A 20,466-nucleotide genomic window follows, 5' to 3' on the forward strand; every position below is an offset into this window, starting at 1 on the left:
TAATAATGTCAAGATATACTAGGAACTAAAACCTATTTAAAAATATTAGGGTGACTATAGCTGCAGGGCTCACCTCTTCCCATTCCGAACAGAGAAGTTAAGCCTGCCTGCGCCGATGGTACTGTTACTTACGGGAGAGTAGGTCGTCGCCAGTTTTTATTAAAAGCCTCAAGTGAACAACTTGAGGCTTTTTTGTGTTTATACTTTTTTGTACAATGTATTAAGTATTAAGTATTAAGTATTAAGTATTAAGTATTAAGTATTAAGTATTAAGTATTAAGTATTAAGTATTAAGTATTGAACATCTTATACTCTCAGAACAAAAAGCTTCCTTTATAACTCTCAGAACTCACTAGTTTAAAAGGAAATCTTACGGGTTATAGCCGGCGAGTTCACGGATGGGCATGCGATGATTGTCCGATGCGCTTAGGAGTAAAAGAATGGTTTTTTTTGTATTTCTGCTCGAAAGCAATTGAGTGTGTTGGGTAGTGTTTATCTTTTTAGAAGTCGTTTGATTAAGTTGAATAGAATCATATAGAAGACTATTGATATGATCATTAATTCTATATTGCTAGTGAGGTAAGTTAATGTTTCTTTTAATATTTTAGATAAAACTTTTATTAATCTTATCTTATATACTATTTTTATATAAAATAGATAGTATATGAAACCATTTAATGTGCGTGTATATGCGTTATTAGAACACAAAGGAAAAGTATTGGTGATTCATGAGCCTTTTCAAGGAAAGTTAATTTATAAGTTTCCTGGAGGTGGATTGGAGTTTGGTGAAGGGACGAAAGATTGTATAAAGAGAGAGATAAAAGAGGAATTGAATTTGAAAGTAGAAGTTCATGAACATTTTTACACACAAGATTTTTTTGTGTTGAATGCTTTTGATCCGACAGAACAGGTTTTATTGATTTATTACAAAGCAACAATTACAGATAAAGCATTGGCTGAGTTGACAGTATTGGATGCGGATATCAATGAATTGTTGTGGTTATCCAAAGACGAATTGAGAGCTGAGAAATTTACGCTGGATGCAGATAAAGTGGTGGTTAATATGTATAAAAAAGAAAACTTCGAATCTTAAGACTCGAAGTTTATTATTTTTTGATCATCAAAATACTGTATAACGGCGTATTTCATTAACAAAGTTTGCTCATTTGTTTTAAGCGGTGGTAAATCTTCCAACAACTCAAAATGTGGCCAACCATCTGGATCTAATCCGTCGAAACGATAAAAACCAAAAGGTTCTAACACGCGACAAACTGCAATATGTAATAAATTGAGTTTATCATCTTTTTTAAATCGTTTTTTTCCTTGTCCTAATTCTTGAACACCGATTAAAAATAGAATTGTATCTAAATCTGGTCTTTCACCATCTGTGAAATTTTGTTGAAAGAATTCTTCAATCTGTTTCCACTTGTTGGTGTTTGATGACGATTCTTCGGTAAATTTTGATATATCCATTTAAAATTTACGTCCTTTGTGACGCATATGTGGGTTTTGTAATTGCGAATTGCTTACGTTGAAACGTTTCATTTGATCGTTCATCATTTTGATTTGATCTGTAAACATTCCTTTCGAATCGTTTTTCTTCGCTTCTTTAATATAACCTTCAGCTTCTTTCTTTTTACCTTTTGCCATTGCAGCTCCAGCCAAAGATAAGTTTGCCATAGCTTTGTCATGATCAAAAGATAAACCGTAATTTAAAGCTTCTTTCATGTATTTTTCTGAAACAGCAACATTGTCTTGTGCTTCAGTAATTCCCATCATGTAGTGGTAATAACCCATTTGCTTAGGAATTAACTCTGATGATGGATTCTTGATCTTTTGTAACCATTTTTTCGCTTTTGCCATATCCTCTTTACGTAAAAACCAGAAAGCTAATAGAATGTTTTCGTTTCTGAAATAGAATAAAATTGGAAATACAGCGACTAATAACGAAACAAATCCCCAACCGTATTCGCGAATGGTAAACAAAAAGATTGCTAAAGCGATTAATACAGCGGCGATTACTAATTTAATGTATTTGTTCATCGATTATAAATATGATTTGATATTATCTGCAATTTCGATCATTTTCTCGGCAGATAATTGAAGTTTTGGATTTGAGAAATTGATATCTTGCATTGTATTTAGAGGAACCAAATGCACATGTACATGTGGTACCTCTAAACCAACAACAGCTATGCCAATGCGTAAACAAGGTATTGCTTTTTCTATAGCTTGTGCAATTTCATAAGAAAAGTCCATTAGACCCAAATATGTTTCTTTATCTAAATCGAAGATTTTATCGACTTCTTTTTTCGGGATAACCAATACATGACCTTCTACCAAAGGAAAAGCGTCCAAAATAGCGATGTACTTTTCGCTTTCGGCAATTTTGTATGAAGGTATTTCTCTGTTTATAATTTTAGTGAAAATGCTTGCCATATGTTTTTAATTTTTGAAATCTTAGTCCAAAGATATTTCTAAAATTTCAAAATTTAAAGTCATTCCGTTAGGTAATGTAATTTCTGCAATTTCTCCTAAAGATTTTCCTAATAATCCCTTTGCGATAGGAGTATTTACAGAAATACGCATTTTAGCTAAATCAGCTTCAGACTCGGGTACTAAAGTGTAAACTAATTCTTGTCCGTTCGCTGTGTTTTTTATTTTAACTTTTGATAATATAGATACTTTAGAATGATCTAATTTAGATTCGTCAATTACACGAGCATATGCAATAACTTCTTTTAATTTAGCAATTTGCATTTCTAACATACCTTGAGCTTCTTTTGCAGCATCGTATTCTGCATTTTCAGATAAATCACCTTTATCACGCGCATCAGCAATTTGTTGCGAAATTTTTGGACGCTCAAAAGTTTCTAACTGATGAAGCTCTTCACGCAACTTTTCTAATCCTTCTTTCGTTACATATTGTATATTTGCCATAACAACAATGTTTAATTAATTTTATTATTTAAATAGTCTTATAAAAGAAATAATCCTACACATATCACTGATATGCGCAGGACTATTTGATTTTCTACTTACAAAGATAGTAAAAAATATATACGAAATTAAAAATGAAAGAGTTTATTAAAATGATTCTAAATAAAGCTGTTCTATTACTAGCTTTTACATTGATTTTTCAATCATGTAATTCAGATGATGGTACAGTAAGTTGTGTGCCAATTACAACTGTTAGTGTATCTATAAATACGGCTTTACCTTTATATTCAAATCTTAATAACCCTGGAGGTTGGGTATATGTAAATGGTCCAATGGCAGGAACAAGAGGTATTCTAGTTATTCGTACTGCATCAGGATATAGGGCATATGATCGCAATGCTCCACATATTTGTCCTGCAGAAAAAACAACTTTGTACGTAAAAGATGATATTAAGATTGTTTGTGATGCAGATGGATCAGAATGGATGTTATTAACAGGACAACCTACAAAAGTAGCTAATCGTGCTCCGCGCATGTATCAGGTCTATGCAAATCCTAATGGAGTAATTACAATTACAAATTAAATGGTTAATTAATTTTAAGCTGATAAAATAAATTATATTTCTTTATTATGCGTGCATAAATTTTTTAGATTATTTTTGAATCGATTTATTTTTAAAAAAAGATAATTTCGTTGTAAAGCTTATACAAATCCATTATTTTTGGTAAATCAAAATTTATTATCAAACAAAACATAATACAATGAGCATTATTTCGCATATTCATGCAAGACAAATTTTAGATTCTCGCGGCAATCCAACAGTAGAAGTAGACGTAATTACAGAATCAGGTATTTTAGGACGTGCAGCTGTTCCATCAGGAGCTTCTACAGGAGAATATGAAGCTGTAGAGCTACGTGACGGAGGAGATTTATACTTAGGAAAAGGAGTATTAAAAGCTGTTGAAAATGTAAATGATGTTATTGCTCCAGAATTAATTGGGTTTTCTGTTTTTGAACAAAATTTAATTGATCAAGTGATGATTGATTTAGACGGTACTGAAAACAAAGCGAAATTAGGTGCAAATGCAATTTTAGGAGTTTCGTTAGCAGTAGCTAAAGCAGCAGCAGAAGAATTAGGTTTACCATTATTTAGATACATTGGAGGAGTGAATGCAAATACTTTACCTGTACCTATGATGAATATTGTAAATGGTGGTTCTCATTCTGATGCACCAATTGCATTTCAGGAATTTATGATTATGCCAGTTCAAGCAGAATCGTTTTCAGATGCTTTACGTAAAGGAACAGAAGTTTTTCATGCATTAAAGAAAATTTTACATGATAGAGGATTATCTACAGCAGTAGGTGACGAAGGAGGATTTGCTCCAACTTTTGAAGGAACAGAAGATGCTTTAGAAACAGTAATTTCTGCAATAGAAACAGCTGGATACAAAGCTGGTGAAGAAATCATGATTGCATTAGATTGTGCATCATCAGAATTCTATCATGATGGAAAGTATGATTATACAAAATTTGAAGGAGATAAAGGAGCTATTCGTACTTCTGCAGAACAAGCTGCTTATTTAGCAGAGTTATCGGAAAAATATCCAATTATTTCGATCGAAGATGGTATGGATGAAAATGATTGGGAAGGTTGGAAAATTTTAACAGATAAAATAGGTAATCGTGTACAATTAGTAGGAGACGATTTATTGGTAACAAATGTTAATAAATTAGACCAAGCAATTGAAAGTGAAACAGCAAATTCTATTTTGATTAAATTTAATCAAATTGGAACATTAACAGAAACAATAAAAGCTGTACAAATGGCTCAAAATGCTCGTTATACTGCTGTAATGTCTCATAGATCTGGAGAAACAGAAGATGCTACAATTGCTGATTTAGCTGTTGCGTTGAATACAGGGCAAATAAAAACAGGTTCCGCTTCTCGTTCAGATCGTATGGCAAAATATAATCAATTATTACGCATAGAAGAAATTCTTGGAGAAACAGCTATTTTTCCAGGTCTTAAGGCTTTTAAAATTAAGCGATAAAATGTTTAAAACTGATTTTTATCAGTCTTGAATTAATAAAAAAAGTGTAAATTACGCAATAAATAATATAAACTATAAAATGTCAGATAAGGTAATATTAAATTACAATGGAAATGAGTTGGAGCTTCCTGTTTCAATAGGATCAATGGATGAAAAATCTATTGACATTTCTAAGTTAAGAAGTGCTACTGGATTAATTACAATGGATCCAGGGTATAAAAATACAGGGGCATGTGAGTCTAAAATCACATTTTTAGATGGTGAAGAAGGAAAATTGATGTACCGTGGATATCCTATTGAACAATTAGCAGAAAAATCTTCTTTTGTAGAAGTTATGTATTTGTTAATTAAAGGAGAATTACCTACACAATCTGAATTAGATAAATTTATCACAGATATTAATGAGTATAACTATGTATCAGAAGATTTAATCAAAATCTTAGATGCTTTTCCTAGTTCAGCTCATCCAATGGGAGTTTTAACTTCTTTAACAGCTGCTTTATCAGCGTTCAACCCAAAAGTTGTTGATGTTACTTCTCCAGACGATATGTATAGAGCTGCAGTTACTTTATTAGGGAAATTCCCAGTACTAGCATCTTGGACACAAAGAAAAATCAAAGGATTACCAGTTAATTACTCTAACGATAAATTATCTTACGTAGAAAACTTTTACCAATTATTATTCAAAAAACCAGGTCAAGAATTAGACTTAGATCCAGTTATTATTGATGCAATTGACAAATTATTAATCTTACACGCAGATCACGAGCAAAACTGTTCTACATCAAGTGTACGTTTAGTAGGTTCTTCTCACGCAGGTTTATTTGCTTCTATCTCTGGTGGTATTTCTGCATTATGGGGACCATTACATGGAGGTGCTAACCAAGCAGTATTAGAAATGTTAGAAGCGATCAAAAATGATGGTGGAGATGTCGAAAAATACTTAGCTAAAGCAAAAGATAAAAACGATCCATTCCGTTTAATGGGATTCGGACACCGTGTTTATAAAAACTTTGATCCTCGTGCGAAAATCATTAAAGTTGCTGCGGATAACGTTTTAGAGAAATTAGGAATCAATGATCCTATTTTAGATATTGCGAAAAAATTAGAGAAAGCTGCTTTAGAAGACGAGTATTTCAAATCAAGAAACTTATATCCAAACGTAGATTTCTATTCAGGAATTATCTACAAAGCGTTAGATATCCCAACTGAAATGTTTACAGTTATGTTTGCTGTTGGACGTCTACCAGGTTGGATTGCACAATGGATGGAAATGCGCGAAACGAATCAACCAATTGGTCGTCCTCGTCAATTATACACAGGAGCACCATTACGTGATTACGTTGAAATTGAAAAAAGATAAGAATATCTTATTCATCATACAAACCGAAAATCAAAATTTGATTTTCGGTTTTTTTATAATTAATTTTTAGAGATTGTTTGTTTAGAATGTACTAAAGCCTTATTTTTAAGTAAATTAAATTTTATAGCCATGAAATTTGAGAAAATACATAATAAGGGACAAGCGCAAATATTTGAAAACAAATATCTCGAAATGTTGACAAAAGGTCATCCTGCAGTTATATGGGGAATGTACATTCCTTTGCTTTCTTATTGTATTTATTATGGAATTTCTCACTACGATTTATCTGTCTTAACAGTTGTTAGCCTATTTTTTGGTGCGATGCTATTTTGGACTTTGTTCGAATATTTTGCACATCGTTATCTTTTTCATTGGACAGCCGAACAACCAAGTCTAAAACGAATTGTTTATATTTTTCACGGAAATCATCATCATTATCCGCGCGATAAACAACGTTTGTTTATGCCTCCAGTTCCAAGTATTCTTTTAGCATCAATCATTTTCTTGATTCAATATTTAATTTTAGGGAAATACGCCTTTGCTTTCTTTCCTGGTTTTATGATTGGCTATTTATTGTATGCGTCTATGCATTATTTGATTCACGCGGTTGCACCACCTTTCAAGTTTATGAAACCTCTTTGGCGCAATCATCATTTGCATCATTATAAAGACGAAGAGTTAGGTTTTGGAGTGTCAAATACTTTTTGGGATCGTATTTTCGGAACAATGTTCGACTTAAAAAATGAAAAAGAAGACAAAGAAAAAGTAAAAGAATTGATGTTTGAGAAGAAAAGTTAATTTTTTGTATCTTCCGTCAAATTAATCACACATATAAAAATGAAAAAATATACTTTACTTGCAATTGGATTACTTGCTTTCAATCAAGCAAAAGCGCAATATTCAAAAGAAAATCAAAAGAAATATGTCGAAGAATTAGCTTCTGATGCTATGCAGGGTCGAAAATTTGGAACGCCCGAAAATCGATTGGCTGCTGAACTGATTGCAGAAAAATTCAAACAAAATAATCTAAAACCATGTGTAGGAGATTCATATTTAATCGAATTCGAATATAAAGGGAAAACAGGACAAAATGTTTGCGGAATAAAAGAAGGTAAATCGTCTGATATTTACGCTGTAGGCGCGCATTTTGATCATGTTGGAACAGATGACAAAGGCGATGATAAAGTTTTTAATGGAGCAGATGATAATGCGAGTGGAACTTCAGCTGTAATGGCTTTGTCTGATTATTTCAAAAATAAAAAAGTTAAGCAAACCATGATGTTTATGGCTTTTGATGCTGAAGAAATAGGATTAATTGGTTCTAAAATGTTGGTAGAGAATGTAGATTTTCAAACGTATTTACCAAATATGAAAGTAATGCTAAATTTAGAAATGATAGGAACTGTTTCTGCTTTTGGTGAAGGAAAAGTATATATGACAGGAAGTGATCGTTCGGATTTGATGAGTTTAATGAATAAAAACTCTTCCAAAACATTCAAAGTAGAGAATGATCCTTACTTACAACAACAATTATTTTTTCGATCAGATAATGTGAACTTTGTAAATCATAAAGTAGTATCGCATGCACTTTCATCAGTGAACATGGAAAATCAAAATCATTACCATCAAAAGAATGATGAAATTTCAGTAATTAATTTCGATAATCTATCAGAAATTACACAAGGAATTGGATATTCTTTATATGAAATGATGAAGAAAAATATTCAACCAAAATATAACAACTAATGGATAAAGCAATTAATATAGTTAGCGTAGCAGTTATTGTAATTTTATTATTAGCTTTTTTGTCAGAAAAATTTTTTCCCATAAAAGGTCTTGAATTATTTTACGAAAAGAAATTTTATTTGGCAATTATCTATTTAATTTTAAGAGTTTCTAGAATTTATATTCTAAAAAAAACAAAATAAATTTTAAATCCGTTACAATTTCAGAACGGATTTTTTATTATCTTTTGTTGTTTTAAAATAAATGTATGGAAGGTTATTTAGAAATTGTCTTGCGTTGTGTTTCGGTTTATTTTTTCATGCTAATTGCGTTAAGGATTTTTGGAAAACAACAATTATCCCAATTAAATACGGCCGATGTAATCTTAATTTTATTAATTAGTAACGCTGTACAAAATGCAATGGTTGGTTCAGATTCGAGTTTGCAAGGAGGATTAATTGCTGCTTTTATATTATTTCTTTTAAATTTTATTGTAAAAAGAATTATGCTGAAGAATAATTTTTTAGGAAAATTAATCGAACAAAAACCTGAAATTTTAATAAGAAATGGTAAAGCTGATTTTACAATCTTGAGTAAATTAGGAATCAACTCCGAAGAGTTATATGAGGCAATGCGCGAGCATGGTGTAGAATATATAAAAGATGTGAAATTGGCAATGATGGAAATTGATGGGAATATTTCCATTGTTACAACAGATAAAAATCAATTTAAAGAAACGCATTATAAGCGAAAACATAATCATAAAAATTTACAAGGTTCTAATTAGGTATGAAGAGTAATTTAATAAGCGGTATTCTAAAACAGTTTCAATATTATAAACAGCTAGGAGAAAAAACATTTTCGCAATTATCTGAAAAAGATCTGTTTTGGCAATACAATGAAAATTCAAATAGTATAGCAATTATAGTGAATCATCTTTATGGAAATATGCTATCTCGTTGGACAGATTTTTTAACAACAGATGGTGAAAAAGATTGGAGAAATAGAGATGATGAGTTTGAAGATATAATAAAAACTAAACAACAACTTTTAGAGAAGTGGGAAAAAGGATGGAATTGTTTGTTTGACGCCTTACAACTAATAAAGACTGATGAAGATTTGCAACAAATTATCTATATTAGAAATGAAGGTCATACTGTGATAGAGGCTATTAATCGTCAATTGGCGCATTACCCATATCATATAGGACAAATTGTTTTTATAGGAAAGATGTTAAAAGATACTGAATGGAATTCACTTTCAATTCCAAAGAATAAATCTTCAGACTATAATCAAATTAAATTTTCTACAGAGAAAAAGACACAACATTTTACAGATGAATTTTTAAAATAGATTTAGGTGTTAGGAGAATAGAATCATCTATTAGCTCTCTTTTTTAATGTCTCTATTAATGCGACTTCCAAGAGAGGTTATTTCTAAGCTATTCGGACGACTCACCGATGCCTATCCGTCAACTCATTGATGCGGTTCGGTTAACTCACCGATGCCCATCGAATGAGTCACGCAATAGGACGTTTAAAATTTACGTCTGATAAAGTAAAATTATTTAATCATAATATTTTTCAGTTTCAGAGAAAAGCTTGTATTATCGTTAAAGTAAATTATATATAATACTATCTCTGTAGTAAGTAATTACTATTCTTCAATGTGATTAGTTGAAGATCTGTAGGCTAAATTTGAATCTAAAACAATTGTTTTATTTTCAATTGTTGGGTTTTCAATTTTTTCTAAGGTTAATAAGGCGGCTTTTTCTCCCATTTCTTCTAAAGGAGATTCTACAGTAGTTAATTGAGGATGAAGCATAGAAGATAAGATTGTACCCGAAAAACTGGCTACAGCAACATCTTTAGGAATTTTATATCCCTTTTCTAATAAAAAATTCATCGCACCAATAGCTAAAATATCTGAGAAAGCGAAAATAGCATCAAATTGTATATTTTTATCAATAAGTTCTTCTATGGCTTTTTTACCTTCGAATATACTTAGTTGTTTTGCCTTTACTTTTAATTTTTTATCGTATAACTGATGTTTTTTTAATATCCTATCATAACCAATTTCTCTTTCTTTAGCATTTCGAATTGTATCTGGTCCTAATATGTGGACAATCTTTTTTTTGCCAATACTTACCAAATGCTCAACCATTAATGATGAATAAATAGCATCTTTAACGATAACTTTTGGTACTTCTAATTTGATATTAGGAATGCGATCATAAAAAATAATAGGAGTACCATTACTTATAAGTTTTTGGTATAAATCAATATTTTCAGCTTCATTAGTTGTAGAGACAATCAAGGCGTCTACTTTAAGATTTTCGAGAAATAAAATATTGTCTCTTTCTTTATCTTTGTCTTCATCAGAAACTTTTATAATAATTTGATAATCTTTCGGATATACGATGTTTTCTATTCCTCGAATAACAGATATAGCATAGGGTGTTACCATCTCTGGAACAATTACTCCAATATTTTTAGTTTGGCCTGATTTCAGATTTAAAGCTAATCTATTAGGCTTATAATCAAACTTTTCAGCAGCTTCTAATATTCTTTTTTTAGTATTAGGATTAATGTTTTGATTTTCTGAAAATGCTCGTGATACGGTAGATGTAGATAACGAGAGGTATTTTGATAAATCTTTAATCGTAATTTTTTTATTCTTTTTCATTCGGTTAGGTTTAATTGGAGTAGAAAGAATAAAAATAGAGAATAGAAATCAAATAATAATAACTAAATAAATAGTGATGTGTTAAAATTGATTATCAGAATTCTACTTTTATTTATTTTTTTATCTAAATAAGATTACGAATAGTTCTACGTTTAAAAGTTCACATTGGGTTATTTTCTTTTTAGTCTTATTTTAGTTTTAGATAGATCAATTCTTTAAAAAACATTAGCCTTCATTATTCATACAACAATAAAAACTATTTTATTTAAAATGATTTTAGAAATTTTAATGACTGCACTTTTTTGTCTTGCAATTATTTAAATCTGTCGTAAGCTGAGCTATTTTGTTCTTTTGTCTTATAATCATCTTTTCTTGATAATCAATTTTAGTATTCAATTCATCAAGTTTTTTGTTTTTACAACTGAACAATAAAAACAAAAAAAGTAAACTAGAATAGATTAATAATTTCATTTAATTTACTTTTTTGTTTTAGGTTTTATTTAATGATTTTAGAAGTTACATTTTGATTCGAGATAATAAATGATTTGCTACACGTTTTATCATTTATAACCTGGACTTGAATTAAAGCAGGAAATGAACGATAATCTTCTTGATTAAATGGTACTTCATTTCCATCTCTTCCTCCTCCTTTTATATCATATCTTAAGTAAGCTATTCCTTCAAAATTTGAGACAGGTGTAAATTTTAATTCTCCTGTATTTATATTATAAGCCCAAGTTCCTTCTTCCGATGTATACGTATAATTTGGATTATTAGGGATGGATTCACCTTCTTTTGTTAAAAATCGAAACGATTTATAATCGATATATTCATTTCCTTTTACAACTTCTCCATCAATTACTGCTGCTTTACCATATGGAAGAATAGAATATGCAATATCGTTGTCTAATGGTGTTGTTGTAATGGATTTATTTTTACAAGTAGTATATAAATCATCCGTAGCTTCTGCAGCATAAGCTTTAGAAACACCTAAGTTTTTAAGTAAATGTATATTTGTTGCAGCGCCTGTAGAACCTGCAAAACCAATTCTTAATTTTTTAGGTGGAGAAGTGTCTAATTTTCGAAAAACGGAAGGTTTTACACTATTGTCTTCATAAGTTAATTGAATTGGATAATAATAATTCTCAATTACAGTATGTAGTGTGTTTCCTGCTTTTACTTTTACAGTAATATTATAACCACCTAGTTGAGATGGTTCTAACGTTACAAAAGCTTTTCTATAGTTAGGATCTTCTTCGTTTAGGGGTATTTTACTACCATCTATATCAACTGAAAAGCTGTCAAAAGTATCATTCTTTTCATATTTAAATTTACCTGTATTAACATCTAAAGAAGCAACTCTATTGGAAGAGTTTTTAGAAGCTGTTGTGGAAACTGTATATAAAACAGGGTATCCTCTATATTGTGTATCTCGTTTACCTCTCAGTGTGATATGACTGTTATATTCTATTTTAGGATAATTAGAAATTCCATTTCTATTTTCTTCACTTTGATAAAATTGTTTTTTAAAATTACCAAATTCATCAAATCCAATTCCTAAAAAAGCACCTCTTAGGCCTTCGGTAGTATACTTTTTGTTTGTAGCAGCATTATAACTGTAACCAAGTCCAGCTCCATTTGCTCCGATATTTAATTGTTCTTTCGGAATATCTCCATCTATTAAAAAGATAGAAAAACCATCACCTCTAGAACCATCAAATTTAGTCCCGTTATAGGAAACGTATTCAAACTCGAATTTAATTCCTTCATCATTTTTGAAAATTTGATCAGAAAGTAAAATAGCACCAAATGATGACTTAATAGCGTCGGTTAGTTTCAAGCCGTCTTTGGTAAATGTAGCATTATTTACAGCGCCAGGAACAACAGGTTTATAGGCTTCTTTTGGTTGTGATCCTTTTGTAAAGTCTACGAAATAAGGAAAACCTGTTCCAGTTTCATTCTGAGCATACAATAAAGAAGAACTTCCAAATAGGAAAGCCAAAACGGAATACATGTATATTTTTTTCATACACCTATTACTTTACAACAAATAGAATATTGATAAAGGTATAGTCTGTTGCATTCGAAGTTACATCATATGTCATTATACCATTATCATCAATTTTTATATTTTTAAATACGTTTGTATCCGCATCTAAAATATAATAAAACAGGTCTTGCTTATTTAAATAATAAGGAACAGAGGTAGGAGAGCTTGGGCTTTTTGCTAGAGGAGTTGCGAATTGTTTTACATATAAACTATGTAAATCTTTCTGTTGTGCTGTTTTTGTAGTACTCGTATCAAACGGAATACTCGGCATATAGAATGATTTATTTGTATTTACATTCATACAGAACCATTCAGGCGAATCTTTTGTGCCAATATTTTGGCTTAAACATTTTTTTGTTAGATCATAAACCATTAAAGCATTTGCAGGTTGTACTATATTTTTAATTTCACTAGAAGTGAGACGAGGAATTAAAATTCCAGTTGTAGAACTTTTAATATCTAGTGAAGAGCTTGAGTCAGGATTTTTTGTATTAATTCCTACCTGTGCTAAGCTAATAGAGCTAATAAATAGTAAAAATAATTTTTTCATTATAATAGGTTTATTTTGTAATGATTGGTGATCATTGTTGGTTAAAGCTAGTTAGGATGACTTTTTAGAAAATGATTAAAATTTGTTCGATAAAATTACTCGAATACAATTTTCTGAATATGATCTTGCTTCATAAATAACAATTGGGAACGTTCCCTTAAAAAAGGGAACGTTCCCAATTGTTAAAAAATAATTTAGAAAAAATGTAAGAAATAATCAGTTATATAATTAATTTAAAAGAGGATAGTAGTCTATAATGAGTCATGCAAACTTCAATTATAAGTTAAAAAAATAGAAGAGATATTAACAATGTTTATTCGTTGATAATATTAGGTATTTGTCTATTATGATATGAGTTTTTAATATCTGATTGATTGTGATTTTGTTAAAATAAAAGTCCAGTTCAATTTGAACTGGACTTTTATTTCTTATACTAAGTTTTCTTCTTTCTGTAGAAGTGTTTTATAAATTAATCCACCTACAATTGCGCCTGTAATAGGAGCAACCCAGAATAGCCATAATTGTATTAACGGTTCGCCTCCAACAAAAATAGCTTGTGATGTAGAACGGGCTGGATTTACAGATGTATTAGTGATTGGAATAGAAATTAAGTGAATTAATGTTAAGGCTAATCCAATTGCGATTCCAGCAAATTTTCCGTTTGCAAATTTATCTGTTGCACCTAAAATAACAATTATGAAGAATGCTGTTAAGACAAATTCAATTAAAAGAGCAGATAACATACTATAACCATGCGGTGAAAATGCACCATATCCATTGGAAGCAAATGCACCAGCTTTAGTATTATCAATTACGAAATCAGCATTTCCTTTAGCAATAAAATATAGAATTCCAGCAGCAGCAATTGCTCCTAATAATTGAGAAATAATGTAAGGAAATAATTGTTTTCCATCAAATCGTCCTCCAGCAAATAAACCGAAAGAGACAGCAGGGTTGAAATGTCCTCCAGAAATATGACCAACTGCATAAGCCATTGTTAGTACAGTAAGACCAAATGCTAATGCAACACCAGCGTAACCAATTCCTAATTCGGGAATACCAGCCGCAAAGATTGCACTACCACAACCTCCAAAAACTAACCAAAAAGTACCGAAAAACTCGGCAGCATAATTTTTCATAAATGTTTTAATATTAAAAGTTTAGTTAGAATGAATTTAAGGAAATTTTAAGAAATAAACGTATTTTTTATTGTTTAAATTATTTTAAATAAAAAAATCGCTCCGATTTCTCAGAGCGATTTATTATTTTGAAAAAGTTTATTTCTAAAACTTTTATTAGTCCATATATGCTTCGATAGGAGCACAAGTACAGATTAAGTTACGATCTCCGTAAGCATCATCAATACGAGAAACAGAAGCAAAGAATTTACGTTCGCGAACCCATTCTGCTGGATATGCAGCTTTAGAACGAGAGTAAGGATATTCCCACTCGTCTGCTGTAATCAAATGAATTGGGTGAGGCGCGTTATGTAATACATTGTTGTCTACTGGATAATCTCCGTTTGCAACTTCATCAATTTCCTGACGAATAGAAATTAACGCATCACAAAAACGATCTAGTTCTGCTTTGTTTTCAGATTCTGTTGGCTCAACCATCAATGTTCCAGCAACAGGGAAAGATACTGTTGGCGCGTGGAATCCGTAATCAATCAAACGTTTTGCGATATCAGTTACTTCGATACCTGCTTTTTTGAATGGACGACAATCTAAAATAAATTCATGCGCAACTACATTGTTTCCATTTGTATATAAAATATCAAAATGTTTCTCTAAACGAGTTTTCATGTAATTAGCATTCAAGATTGCACCTTGCGTAGCTTTCAATAAACCTTCTGCACCTAACATTAAAATGTAAGAGTAAGAAATAGGTAAAATGAATGCAGAACCATAAGGAGCCGCAGCAAATGTATTTGTAGCTTCTTTTCCTCCAGTTTCGATTAATGGAGAAGATCCTAAGAAAGGAGCTAAATGCGCTTTCACACAAATTGGTCCTACACCAGGTCCTCCACCTCCGTGAGGAATAGCGAATGTTTTGTGTAAGTTTAAGTGACAAACGTCTGCACCAATATTTCCTGGAGAAGTTAATCCAACTTGCGCATTCATATTTGCACCGTCCATGTAAACTTGACCTCCATATGCGTGAATCATTTCAGTAACTTCTTCGATATTGCTATCAAAAGCGCCATAAGTTGATGGATAAGTAATCATCAATGCAGCTAAGTTATCTTTGTGTTTTTCACATTTTTCTTTCAAGTCAACTAAATCTGTTTCACCAGACTCTAAGTTTTTCACAACAACAACTTGCATTCCGGCCATTGCAGCAGAAGCAGGGTTAGTTCCGTGAGCAGATTGTGGAATTAAAGCAACATTTCTGTGTCCTTCTCCTCTTGCTTCAAAGTAAGAACGGATTACCATCAATCCTGCATATTCACCTTGTGCACCAGAATTTGGTTGTAAAGAAGTTGCATCAAAACCTGTGATTACAGCTAAATAATCTTCTAAGTTTTGGATTAATGTTTGGTATCCTTCTACTTGTTCTTTTGGAGTGAAAGGGTGAACATTCCCCATTCTTTCCCAAGACATGTGCAATAATTCTGTTGCAGCATTCAATTTCATTGTACAAGAACCTAATGCAATCATCGATTGGTTAAGAGCTAAATCTTTACGCTCTAAACGTTTGATGTAACGCATTAATTCTGTTTCTGTATGATATAAATTGAAGTTTTCGTGTGTTAAGAAATCAGAAGTTCTGATTAAATCTTGAGGTAAATAAGAATCATCTACTTCAAATTCGAAACCATCTTCCGTGTTTTTAATTGTTGCAAAAACACTTAAAATTTCGAAAATATCTTCTTCAGAAGTCATTTCATCAATTGTGATTGAAATTTTTCCGTCCTCGAATCCATTTACATTAATTTCTTCTTCTGCAAAAATCTTCACAATTTCGTCAGAGTTCTCAACTTCAATTTGAATGGTATCGAAGAAATTAGTATTTACTAATTTAAATCCTAAATGCTCTAAACCTCCGTGTAAAACAGCTGCTTTAGTATGGATTTGATCAGCGATATATTGTAAACCATCTTTTCCGTGGTAAACCGCGTAGAAAGATGCCATAACCGCTAACAATACTTGAGCAGTACAAATATTAGAAGTTGCTTTTTCACGTTTGATATGTTGCTCACGTGTTTGTAAAGCCATACGTAACGCATAGTTTCCTAAACGATCTTGAGAAACTCCAATAATACGTCCTGGAATTACACGTTTGTATTCTTCTGTACAAGATAAGAAAGCCGCGTGTGGTCCACCGTATCCCATTGGAACACCAAAACGTTGAGAAGTACCAATTGCGATATCAGCTCCCCATTCACCTGGAGGTGTTAATAATGTTAAAGCTAATAAATCTGTTGCAACAGCAACTTTTACGTTAACCGCATTTGATTTTTCTACAAATGATCTATAATTATTGATTTGTCCTCCTTTCCCGATATATTGTACAATCGCTCCGAAGAATTCTTCTGTTAATTCAGTCGTTTCAAAGTTTCCAACAACTAATTCAATTCCTAAACCATGTGCTTTAGTTTCTAAAACCGCTACAGATTGAGGGAATAAATTATCTGCTACAAAAAATTTGTTGACATTGTTTTTCTTTTGATCACGAGAACGAGATTCAAATAACATGTGCATTGCTTCACCACATGCAGTACCTTCGTCTAATAAAGAGGCATTGGCGATAGGTAAACCTGTTAAATCAGAAATAACAGTTTGGAAATTTAATAAAGCTTCTAAACGTCCTTGCGCAATTTCCGCTTGGTATGGTGTATAAGCTGTGTACCAACCAGCATTTTCTAGTACATTACGTTGAATTGGTGCTGGTAAAATTGTACCATAATATCCATATCCAAGATAATTTTTTACTTTTTTATTTTTTGAAGCGATTTCAGCTAAATGATTAATAGCTTCAAATTCTGATAAAGCTTCTGGTAAATCCAAAGCATTTTTCAATCGAATGTTTTGAGGAACCGTTGCCTCAATTAAAGAATCAATAGAATCTTTCCCAATTACAGAAAGCATTTCAGCTGCTTGCTGCGCATTGTTTCCAATATGTCTAATGGAAAAATCGTTTGTGTTCATTGTGTTTGCGCTATGTTTATTTTCGCGTAAAAATACGTTTTTTTATCTTAAAATAAAAGTGAATAACAATGTTAAAAATTAATTGAATGAATAGATTAGAATTTTATTTTTTTAGAAATAAATGTGAATAAAATCTTTCTTTTTTTTCAAAAAATAGTAATATTGGCAATAGAATTGAGATAAATAATTCGGTAGAATTTCTTAAATTTATTCTACGTTTAAAAAAATCTATGAAAACAAACGATTTTATGGAACTTAATGAAAATACTTCTGAAGTCAAAGAAGAGAAAAAATTTCCATTCTTAAAGAAATTGGAAATAATGATGGAAGAGGCGAAATTAGAGGATGCGAAAAAATCTAAAATGAAACGTGTTCATAAAAAAGGTAATTCGCAAATCGCTAAAAAAATGGGAGAAGAAGCTGTAGAAATGGTTATTGCTTCGGAACAAGATAACGACGAAAACTTTTTAGAAGAATCGGCAGATGTTTTCTTTTATTACCTAATGGCACTACATGCACGTGGCTTTGAATTGAAAGATGTTTTGGAGATTTTAAAGAAAAGGCACAAAAAATAATTAACACCTTACACTGATATGCAAAAGGGCGGGACGTCGATGAAATTAATAATTGCAGCAGCAATTGTTATTTTTTCTGTTATAAAATATTTTTCTTCTTCGGAAGTCAATGAAATTACAGGTGAAAAGCAATATATTTCATTAACCAAAGAAGATGAGATTGCGATGGGAATTAATTCGGCTCCGCAAATGGCTCAAGAGTTTGGTGGACTATCTCGGAATGCGCAATACCAAGAACTTGTAAAACGAGTAGGCGCGAAAGTGGTTAATAATAGTGATGCGCATAAAACGAATTATCCATTTCAGTTTTATGTATTGGCAGATAATCGTACTGTAAATGCTTTTGCATTGCCTGGTGGACCAATTTTTATTACCGAAGCCTTGTTGACACGTTTGCAAAACGAAGATCAATTGGCTGGAGTTTTGGGACATGAGGTTGGTCACGTTATTGCGCGTCATAGTGCAGAACAAATGTCGAAACAAGAGCTTTCGCAAGGAATTTCAGGAGCGGCAGGTGTGGCAGCTGGAGATGCAAATTCGGCTTATTATGCGCAAGTTGTGGCGAATATGGTGAATATGAAATATGGTCGTGATGATGAATTGGAGTCTGATGATTTGGGCGTTCGATTTATGATTCAGGCAGGATATAATCCTGAAGCATTGATTGGTGTAATGGATATTTTGGAAGAAGCTTCAGGAGGAAGCCAAGTTCCAGAATTTCAGAGTACACATCCATCGCCATCAAATCGTCGCGAAAAAATAAAAGCTGCTATTGAGAAATATAGAAATCAGTAGATTTTAATTCATTGTAATGATAAGAAAAATACTTTTATCAGTTCTTTTATTCACAAATATTACATTTTCTCATGCTCAAGATTATGATCAAATCAGCAAAGGAATTTGTAAATCAATTACAAAAGATCAATCATTATCAGGAAAAATAAAATTCCCTGATTTTATAGACTACATTAAAACTGATGCTGATAAATTTTTAATATCAGATGTAAATGTTTTTCAGTTCAATTTACAAAAGAGTTTGATTAAAAATTGTACTGAATTTCCTTTTATAGAGAATTATTCTTTGGTTCCGTTTTCAAATGTTGTTGATTTAGAAAAAGTCTTTAATAGAGAAGATTTAGCAAAACTTGAAAAACAATTAAAGGAAATTCAAAAGACCAATCGTTTTCAGCTATTTATAATTTCTACAGATGATTATTTTCCAAATGAAAATATAATAGATTATTCATTTTCAATTCTTAATAATAATAGTTCGGATCTGTTTCAAAAAGGAAGTATGATAATTGTGTTTAATTTAAAATCAAGAGAAGTTAGAATTTCGACGAATAAGATTGCTCGAAATATAATTTCTGACGAATTTTCTCAAAAGCTAATTGATGAGGTAGTTGTTCCAAAATTTAGTGAGGAAAAGTATTTTAAAGGAATCAATGAAGCTATTGTAAAAATTAATGAAAAAATAGTTGCAGAAGATTAAATAAATTAAACAGAGTTAATAAATTGAAAGTCCATTTTTCATTTCTTGAAGTTTTATATCTTGCTCAAGTCATTTGTTGTTTTTTATTTATTAAATACACAGATGGATTAGGCTATATGCAAGGAAATGATTTTTATTATACTTCCCAATTACAATCTTCTGGTGGTGAAGATGAAGTTTCAATTTATAGTTTAGGATTGATAACAATACTATTTTTATTCATTAGCATTCTTTCAAAAAGGAAATATAGAGTATTATCATTTTATTTGTTGTTTGCTTATTTTTCGCTTTTTTTAATTCAAATGGGAGAAATAGATTCAACAATATTGAATGGAAACTTTGTTCTCTTGATAATTGTAGTCATAAATCTTTTTTTGACTTTTTATTTTTGGTTAATGCTTTTCAAAAAAATAAAAAACTATTTGAATCAAGAAGTTTAAAACTTAATCTAAAAACTTCGCTTTCAATTCTGGAGTGGGAAGCCAACAACTTTCTTGTTTTCCAAACCAACGATAGCGATTCTTCGCAATAAAGCTATAAACCACATCACGCAAAGGTTTTGGAACAATCATAAAAATAGTCAACCAAGAAGTTATTCCGTCCAAATATTTCGAAATTTTAAGTGCAGCAGATGATTTGGTATAAAATTTATCATCTTCAATAAAAACGACAGAATCAAATTGAGTGGCGTCTAAATTATTTTCTTTCAAGAAATTTTGTCCAAAATCAGATTGTAATGAAGCAAACTGAAATTGATTTTTATCGTCATGTTCAATTACAAACTGAACAGATTGATTGCATAAATTGCAAATTCCATCAAACAAAATAATTTTCCTCGTTTTCATACAATAAATATACGCTAAAAGTAGCTAAACTCTAA

22 protein-coding genes and 1 rRNA gene are annotated in these 20,466 nt (G+C 31.1%); 13 read left to right on the forward strand and 10 right to left on the reverse strand.

Annotated features, from left to right (window positions below; all coding sequences use genetic code 11):
* Positions 1 to 46: 46 nt before the first annotated feature.
* A 5S ribosomal RNA gene (gene rrf / locus E4J94_RS11685) occupies positions 47 to 155 on the forward strand.
* A gap of 509 nt (positions 156 to 664) precedes the next feature.
* Positions 665 to 1,093: an NUDIX hydrolase gene (locus E4J94_RS11690; RefSeq protein WP_135835988.1), complete on the forward strand. Its 429-nt coding sequence runs from the start codon at positions 665 to 667 to the stop codon at positions 1,091 to 1,093.
* On the opposite strand, the gene E4J94_RS11695 is transcribed toward E4J94_RS11690, so the two are convergent.
* From E4J94_RS11695 to greA, 4 genes are read right to left on the reverse strand one after another with little or no spacing between them, the layout of a single operon-like run.
* Positions 1,090 to 1,473 (reverse strand): hypothetical protein, encoded by a 384-nt coding sequence (locus E4J94_RS11695; RefSeq protein WP_135835989.1) that lies wholly within the window; start codon positions 1,471 to 1,473, stop codon positions 1,090 to 1,092. The two genes, E4J94_RS11690 and E4J94_RS11695, sit on opposite strands and share 4 nt — an antisense overlap.
* Entirely contained in the window at positions 1,474 to 2,043 is a 570-nt protein-coding gene (locus E4J94_RS11700) for a tetratricopeptide repeat protein (RefSeq protein ID WP_135835990.1), read from the reverse strand.
* 3 nt (positions 2,044 to 2,046) lie between these two features.
* Positions 2,047 to 2,439, reverse strand: coding sequence for an HIT family protein (locus tag E4J94_RS11705; RefSeq protein WP_135835991.1), 393 nt, complete (start codon positions 2,437 to 2,439; stop codon positions 2,047 to 2,049).
* Positions 2,440 to 2,460: 21 nt separating this feature from the next.
* Entirely contained in the window at positions 2,461 to 2,940 is a 480-nt protein-coding gene (gene greA / locus E4J94_RS11710) for a transcription elongation factor GreA (RefSeq protein WP_135835992.1), read from the reverse strand.
* Between the two features lie 134 nt (positions 2,941 to 3,074).
* On the opposite strand from greA, the gene E4J94_RS11715 reads away from it, so the two are divergent.
* The 8 genes from E4J94_RS11715 to E4J94_RS11750 all read left to right on the forward strand — a co-directional run bounded on the left by E4J94_RS11715 (position 3,075) and on the right by E4J94_RS11750 (position 9,436).
* Positions 3,075 to 3,524: a hypothetical protein gene (locus tag E4J94_RS11715; RefSeq protein ID WP_168801867.1), complete on the forward strand. Its 450-nt coding sequence runs from the start codon at positions 3,075 to 3,077 to the stop codon at positions 3,522 to 3,524.
* Between the two features lie 178 nt (positions 3,525 to 3,702).
* On the forward strand, positions 3,703 to 4,995 hold the full coding sequence (eno, locus tag E4J94_RS11720; RefSeq protein WP_135835993.1) for a phosphopyruvate hydratase: 1,293 nt from the start codon (positions 3,703 to 3,705) through the stop codon (positions 4,993 to 4,995).
* Between the two features lie 79 nt (positions 4,996 to 5,074).
* Positions 5,075 to 6,358 carry a citrate synthase gene (locus E4J94_RS11725; RefSeq protein ID WP_135835994.1) on the forward strand — a complete coding sequence of 428 codons (1,284 nt, stop codon included), beginning with the start codon at positions 5,075 to 5,077 and terminating at the stop codon, positions 6,356 to 6,358.
* Positions 6,359 to 6,487: 129 nt separating this feature from the next.
* Positions 6,488 to 7,156: a sterol desaturase family protein gene (locus tag E4J94_RS11730; protein WP_135835995.1), complete on the forward strand. Its 669-nt coding sequence runs from the start codon at positions 6,488 to 6,490 to the stop codon at positions 7,154 to 7,156.
* A 39-nt stretch (positions 7,157 to 7,195) separates the two neighbouring features.
* Positions 7,196 to 8,104 carry a M28 family metallopeptidase gene (locus E4J94_RS11735; RefSeq protein WP_135835996.1) on the forward strand — a complete coding sequence of 303 codons (909 nt, stop codon included), beginning with the start codon at positions 7,196 to 7,198 and terminating at the stop codon, positions 8,102 to 8,104.
* Positions 8,104 to 8,286 carry a hypothetical protein gene (locus E4J94_RS11740; RefSeq protein WP_135835997.1) on the forward strand — a complete coding sequence of 61 codons (183 nt, stop codon included), beginning with the start codon at positions 8,104 to 8,106 and terminating at the stop codon, positions 8,284 to 8,286. The genes E4J94_RS11735 and E4J94_RS11740 overlap by 1 nt, the downstream gene beginning before the upstream one ends.
* A gap of 65 nt (positions 8,287 to 8,351) precedes the next feature.
* A complete protein-coding gene (locus E4J94_RS11745) occupies positions 8,352 to 8,870 on the forward strand; it encodes a DUF421 domain-containing protein (RefSeq protein WP_135835998.1) in 519 nt (172 codons plus the stop codon).
* 2 nt (positions 8,871 to 8,872) lie between these two features.
* The gene (locus tag E4J94_RS11750) at positions 8,873 to 9,436 is read left to right on the forward strand and encodes a DUF1572 family protein (protein WP_135835999.1); all 564 of its coding nucleotides are present in this window, start codon (positions 8,873 to 8,875) and stop codon (positions 9,434 to 9,436) included.
* A gap of 303 nt (positions 9,437 to 9,739) precedes the next feature.
* On the opposite strand, the gene E4J94_RS11755 is transcribed toward E4J94_RS11750, so the two are convergent.
* From E4J94_RS11755 to gcvP, 5 genes are all read right to left on the reverse strand, one after another.
* Entirely contained in the window at positions 9,740 to 10,768 is a 1,029-nt protein-coding gene (locus tag E4J94_RS11755) for a LacI family DNA-binding transcriptional regulator (RefSeq protein ID WP_135836000.1), read from the reverse strand.
* A gap of 496 nt (positions 10,769 to 11,264) precedes the next feature.
* Positions 11,265 to 12,797 carry an L-type lectin family protein gene (locus E4J94_RS11760; RefSeq protein ID WP_246034317.1) on the reverse strand — a complete coding sequence of 511 codons (1,533 nt, stop codon included), beginning with the start codon at positions 12,795 to 12,797 and terminating at the stop codon, positions 11,265 to 11,267.
* Positions 12,798 to 12,804: 7 nt separating this feature from the next.
* Complete coding sequence (locus E4J94_RS11765) at positions 12,805 to 13,368, reverse strand: hypothetical protein (RefSeq protein ID WP_135836001.1); 564 nt, start codon at positions 13,366 to 13,368, stop codon at positions 12,805 to 12,807.
* 428 nt (positions 13,369 to 13,796) lie between these two features.
* Complete coding sequence (gene aqpZ, locus E4J94_RS11770) at positions 13,797 to 14,507, reverse strand: aquaporin Z (RefSeq protein ID WP_135836002.1); 711 nt, start codon at positions 14,505 to 14,507, stop codon at positions 13,797 to 13,799.
* A gap of 156 nt (positions 14,508 to 14,663) precedes the next feature.
* Entirely contained in the window at positions 14,664 to 17,519 is a 2,856-nt protein-coding gene (gcvP, locus tag E4J94_RS11775) for an aminomethyl-transferring glycine dehydrogenase (RefSeq protein WP_135836003.1), read from the reverse strand.
* Positions 17,520 to 17,749: 230 nt separating this feature from the next.
* On the opposite strand from gcvP, the gene hisE reads away from it, so the two are divergent.
* The 3 genes from hisE to E4J94_RS11790 are packed head-to-tail and all read left to right on the forward strand — an operon-like array spanning position 17,750 to position 19,586.
* Positions 17,750 to 18,094, forward strand: coding sequence for a phosphoribosyl-ATP diphosphatase (hisE, locus tag E4J94_RS11780; protein WP_135836004.1), 345 nt, complete (start codon positions 17,750 to 17,752; stop codon positions 18,092 to 18,094).
* Between the two features lie 18 nt (positions 18,095 to 18,112).
* Positions 18,113 to 18,889, forward strand: a complete 777-nt coding sequence (locus tag E4J94_RS11785; protein ID WP_135836005.1) for a M48 family metalloprotease — start codon at positions 18,113 to 18,115, stop codon at positions 18,887 to 18,889.
* A 16-nt stretch (positions 18,890 to 18,905) separates the two neighbouring features.
* Positions 18,906 to 19,586 carry a TPM domain-containing protein gene (locus E4J94_RS11790; protein WP_135836006.1) on the forward strand — a complete coding sequence of 227 codons (681 nt, stop codon included), beginning with the start codon at positions 18,906 to 18,908 and terminating at the stop codon, positions 19,584 to 19,586.
* A gap of 443 nt (positions 19,587 to 20,029) precedes the next feature.
* Here the strand turns inward: E4J94_RS11790 and E4J94_RS11795 are convergent, their stop codons facing one another.
* Positions 20,030 to 20,431 carry a thiol-disulfide oxidoreductase DCC family protein gene (locus E4J94_RS11795; protein ID WP_135836007.1) on the reverse strand — a complete coding sequence of 134 codons (402 nt, stop codon included), beginning with the start codon at positions 20,429 to 20,431 and terminating at the stop codon, positions 20,030 to 20,032.
* Positions 20,432 to 20,466: the final 35 nt, after the last annotated feature.

Source organism: Empedobacter tilapiae (assembly GCF_004785645.1).
Classification (GTDB): Bacteria; Bacteroidota; Bacteroidia; order Flavobacteriales; family Weeksellaceae; genus Empedobacter; species Empedobacter tilapiae.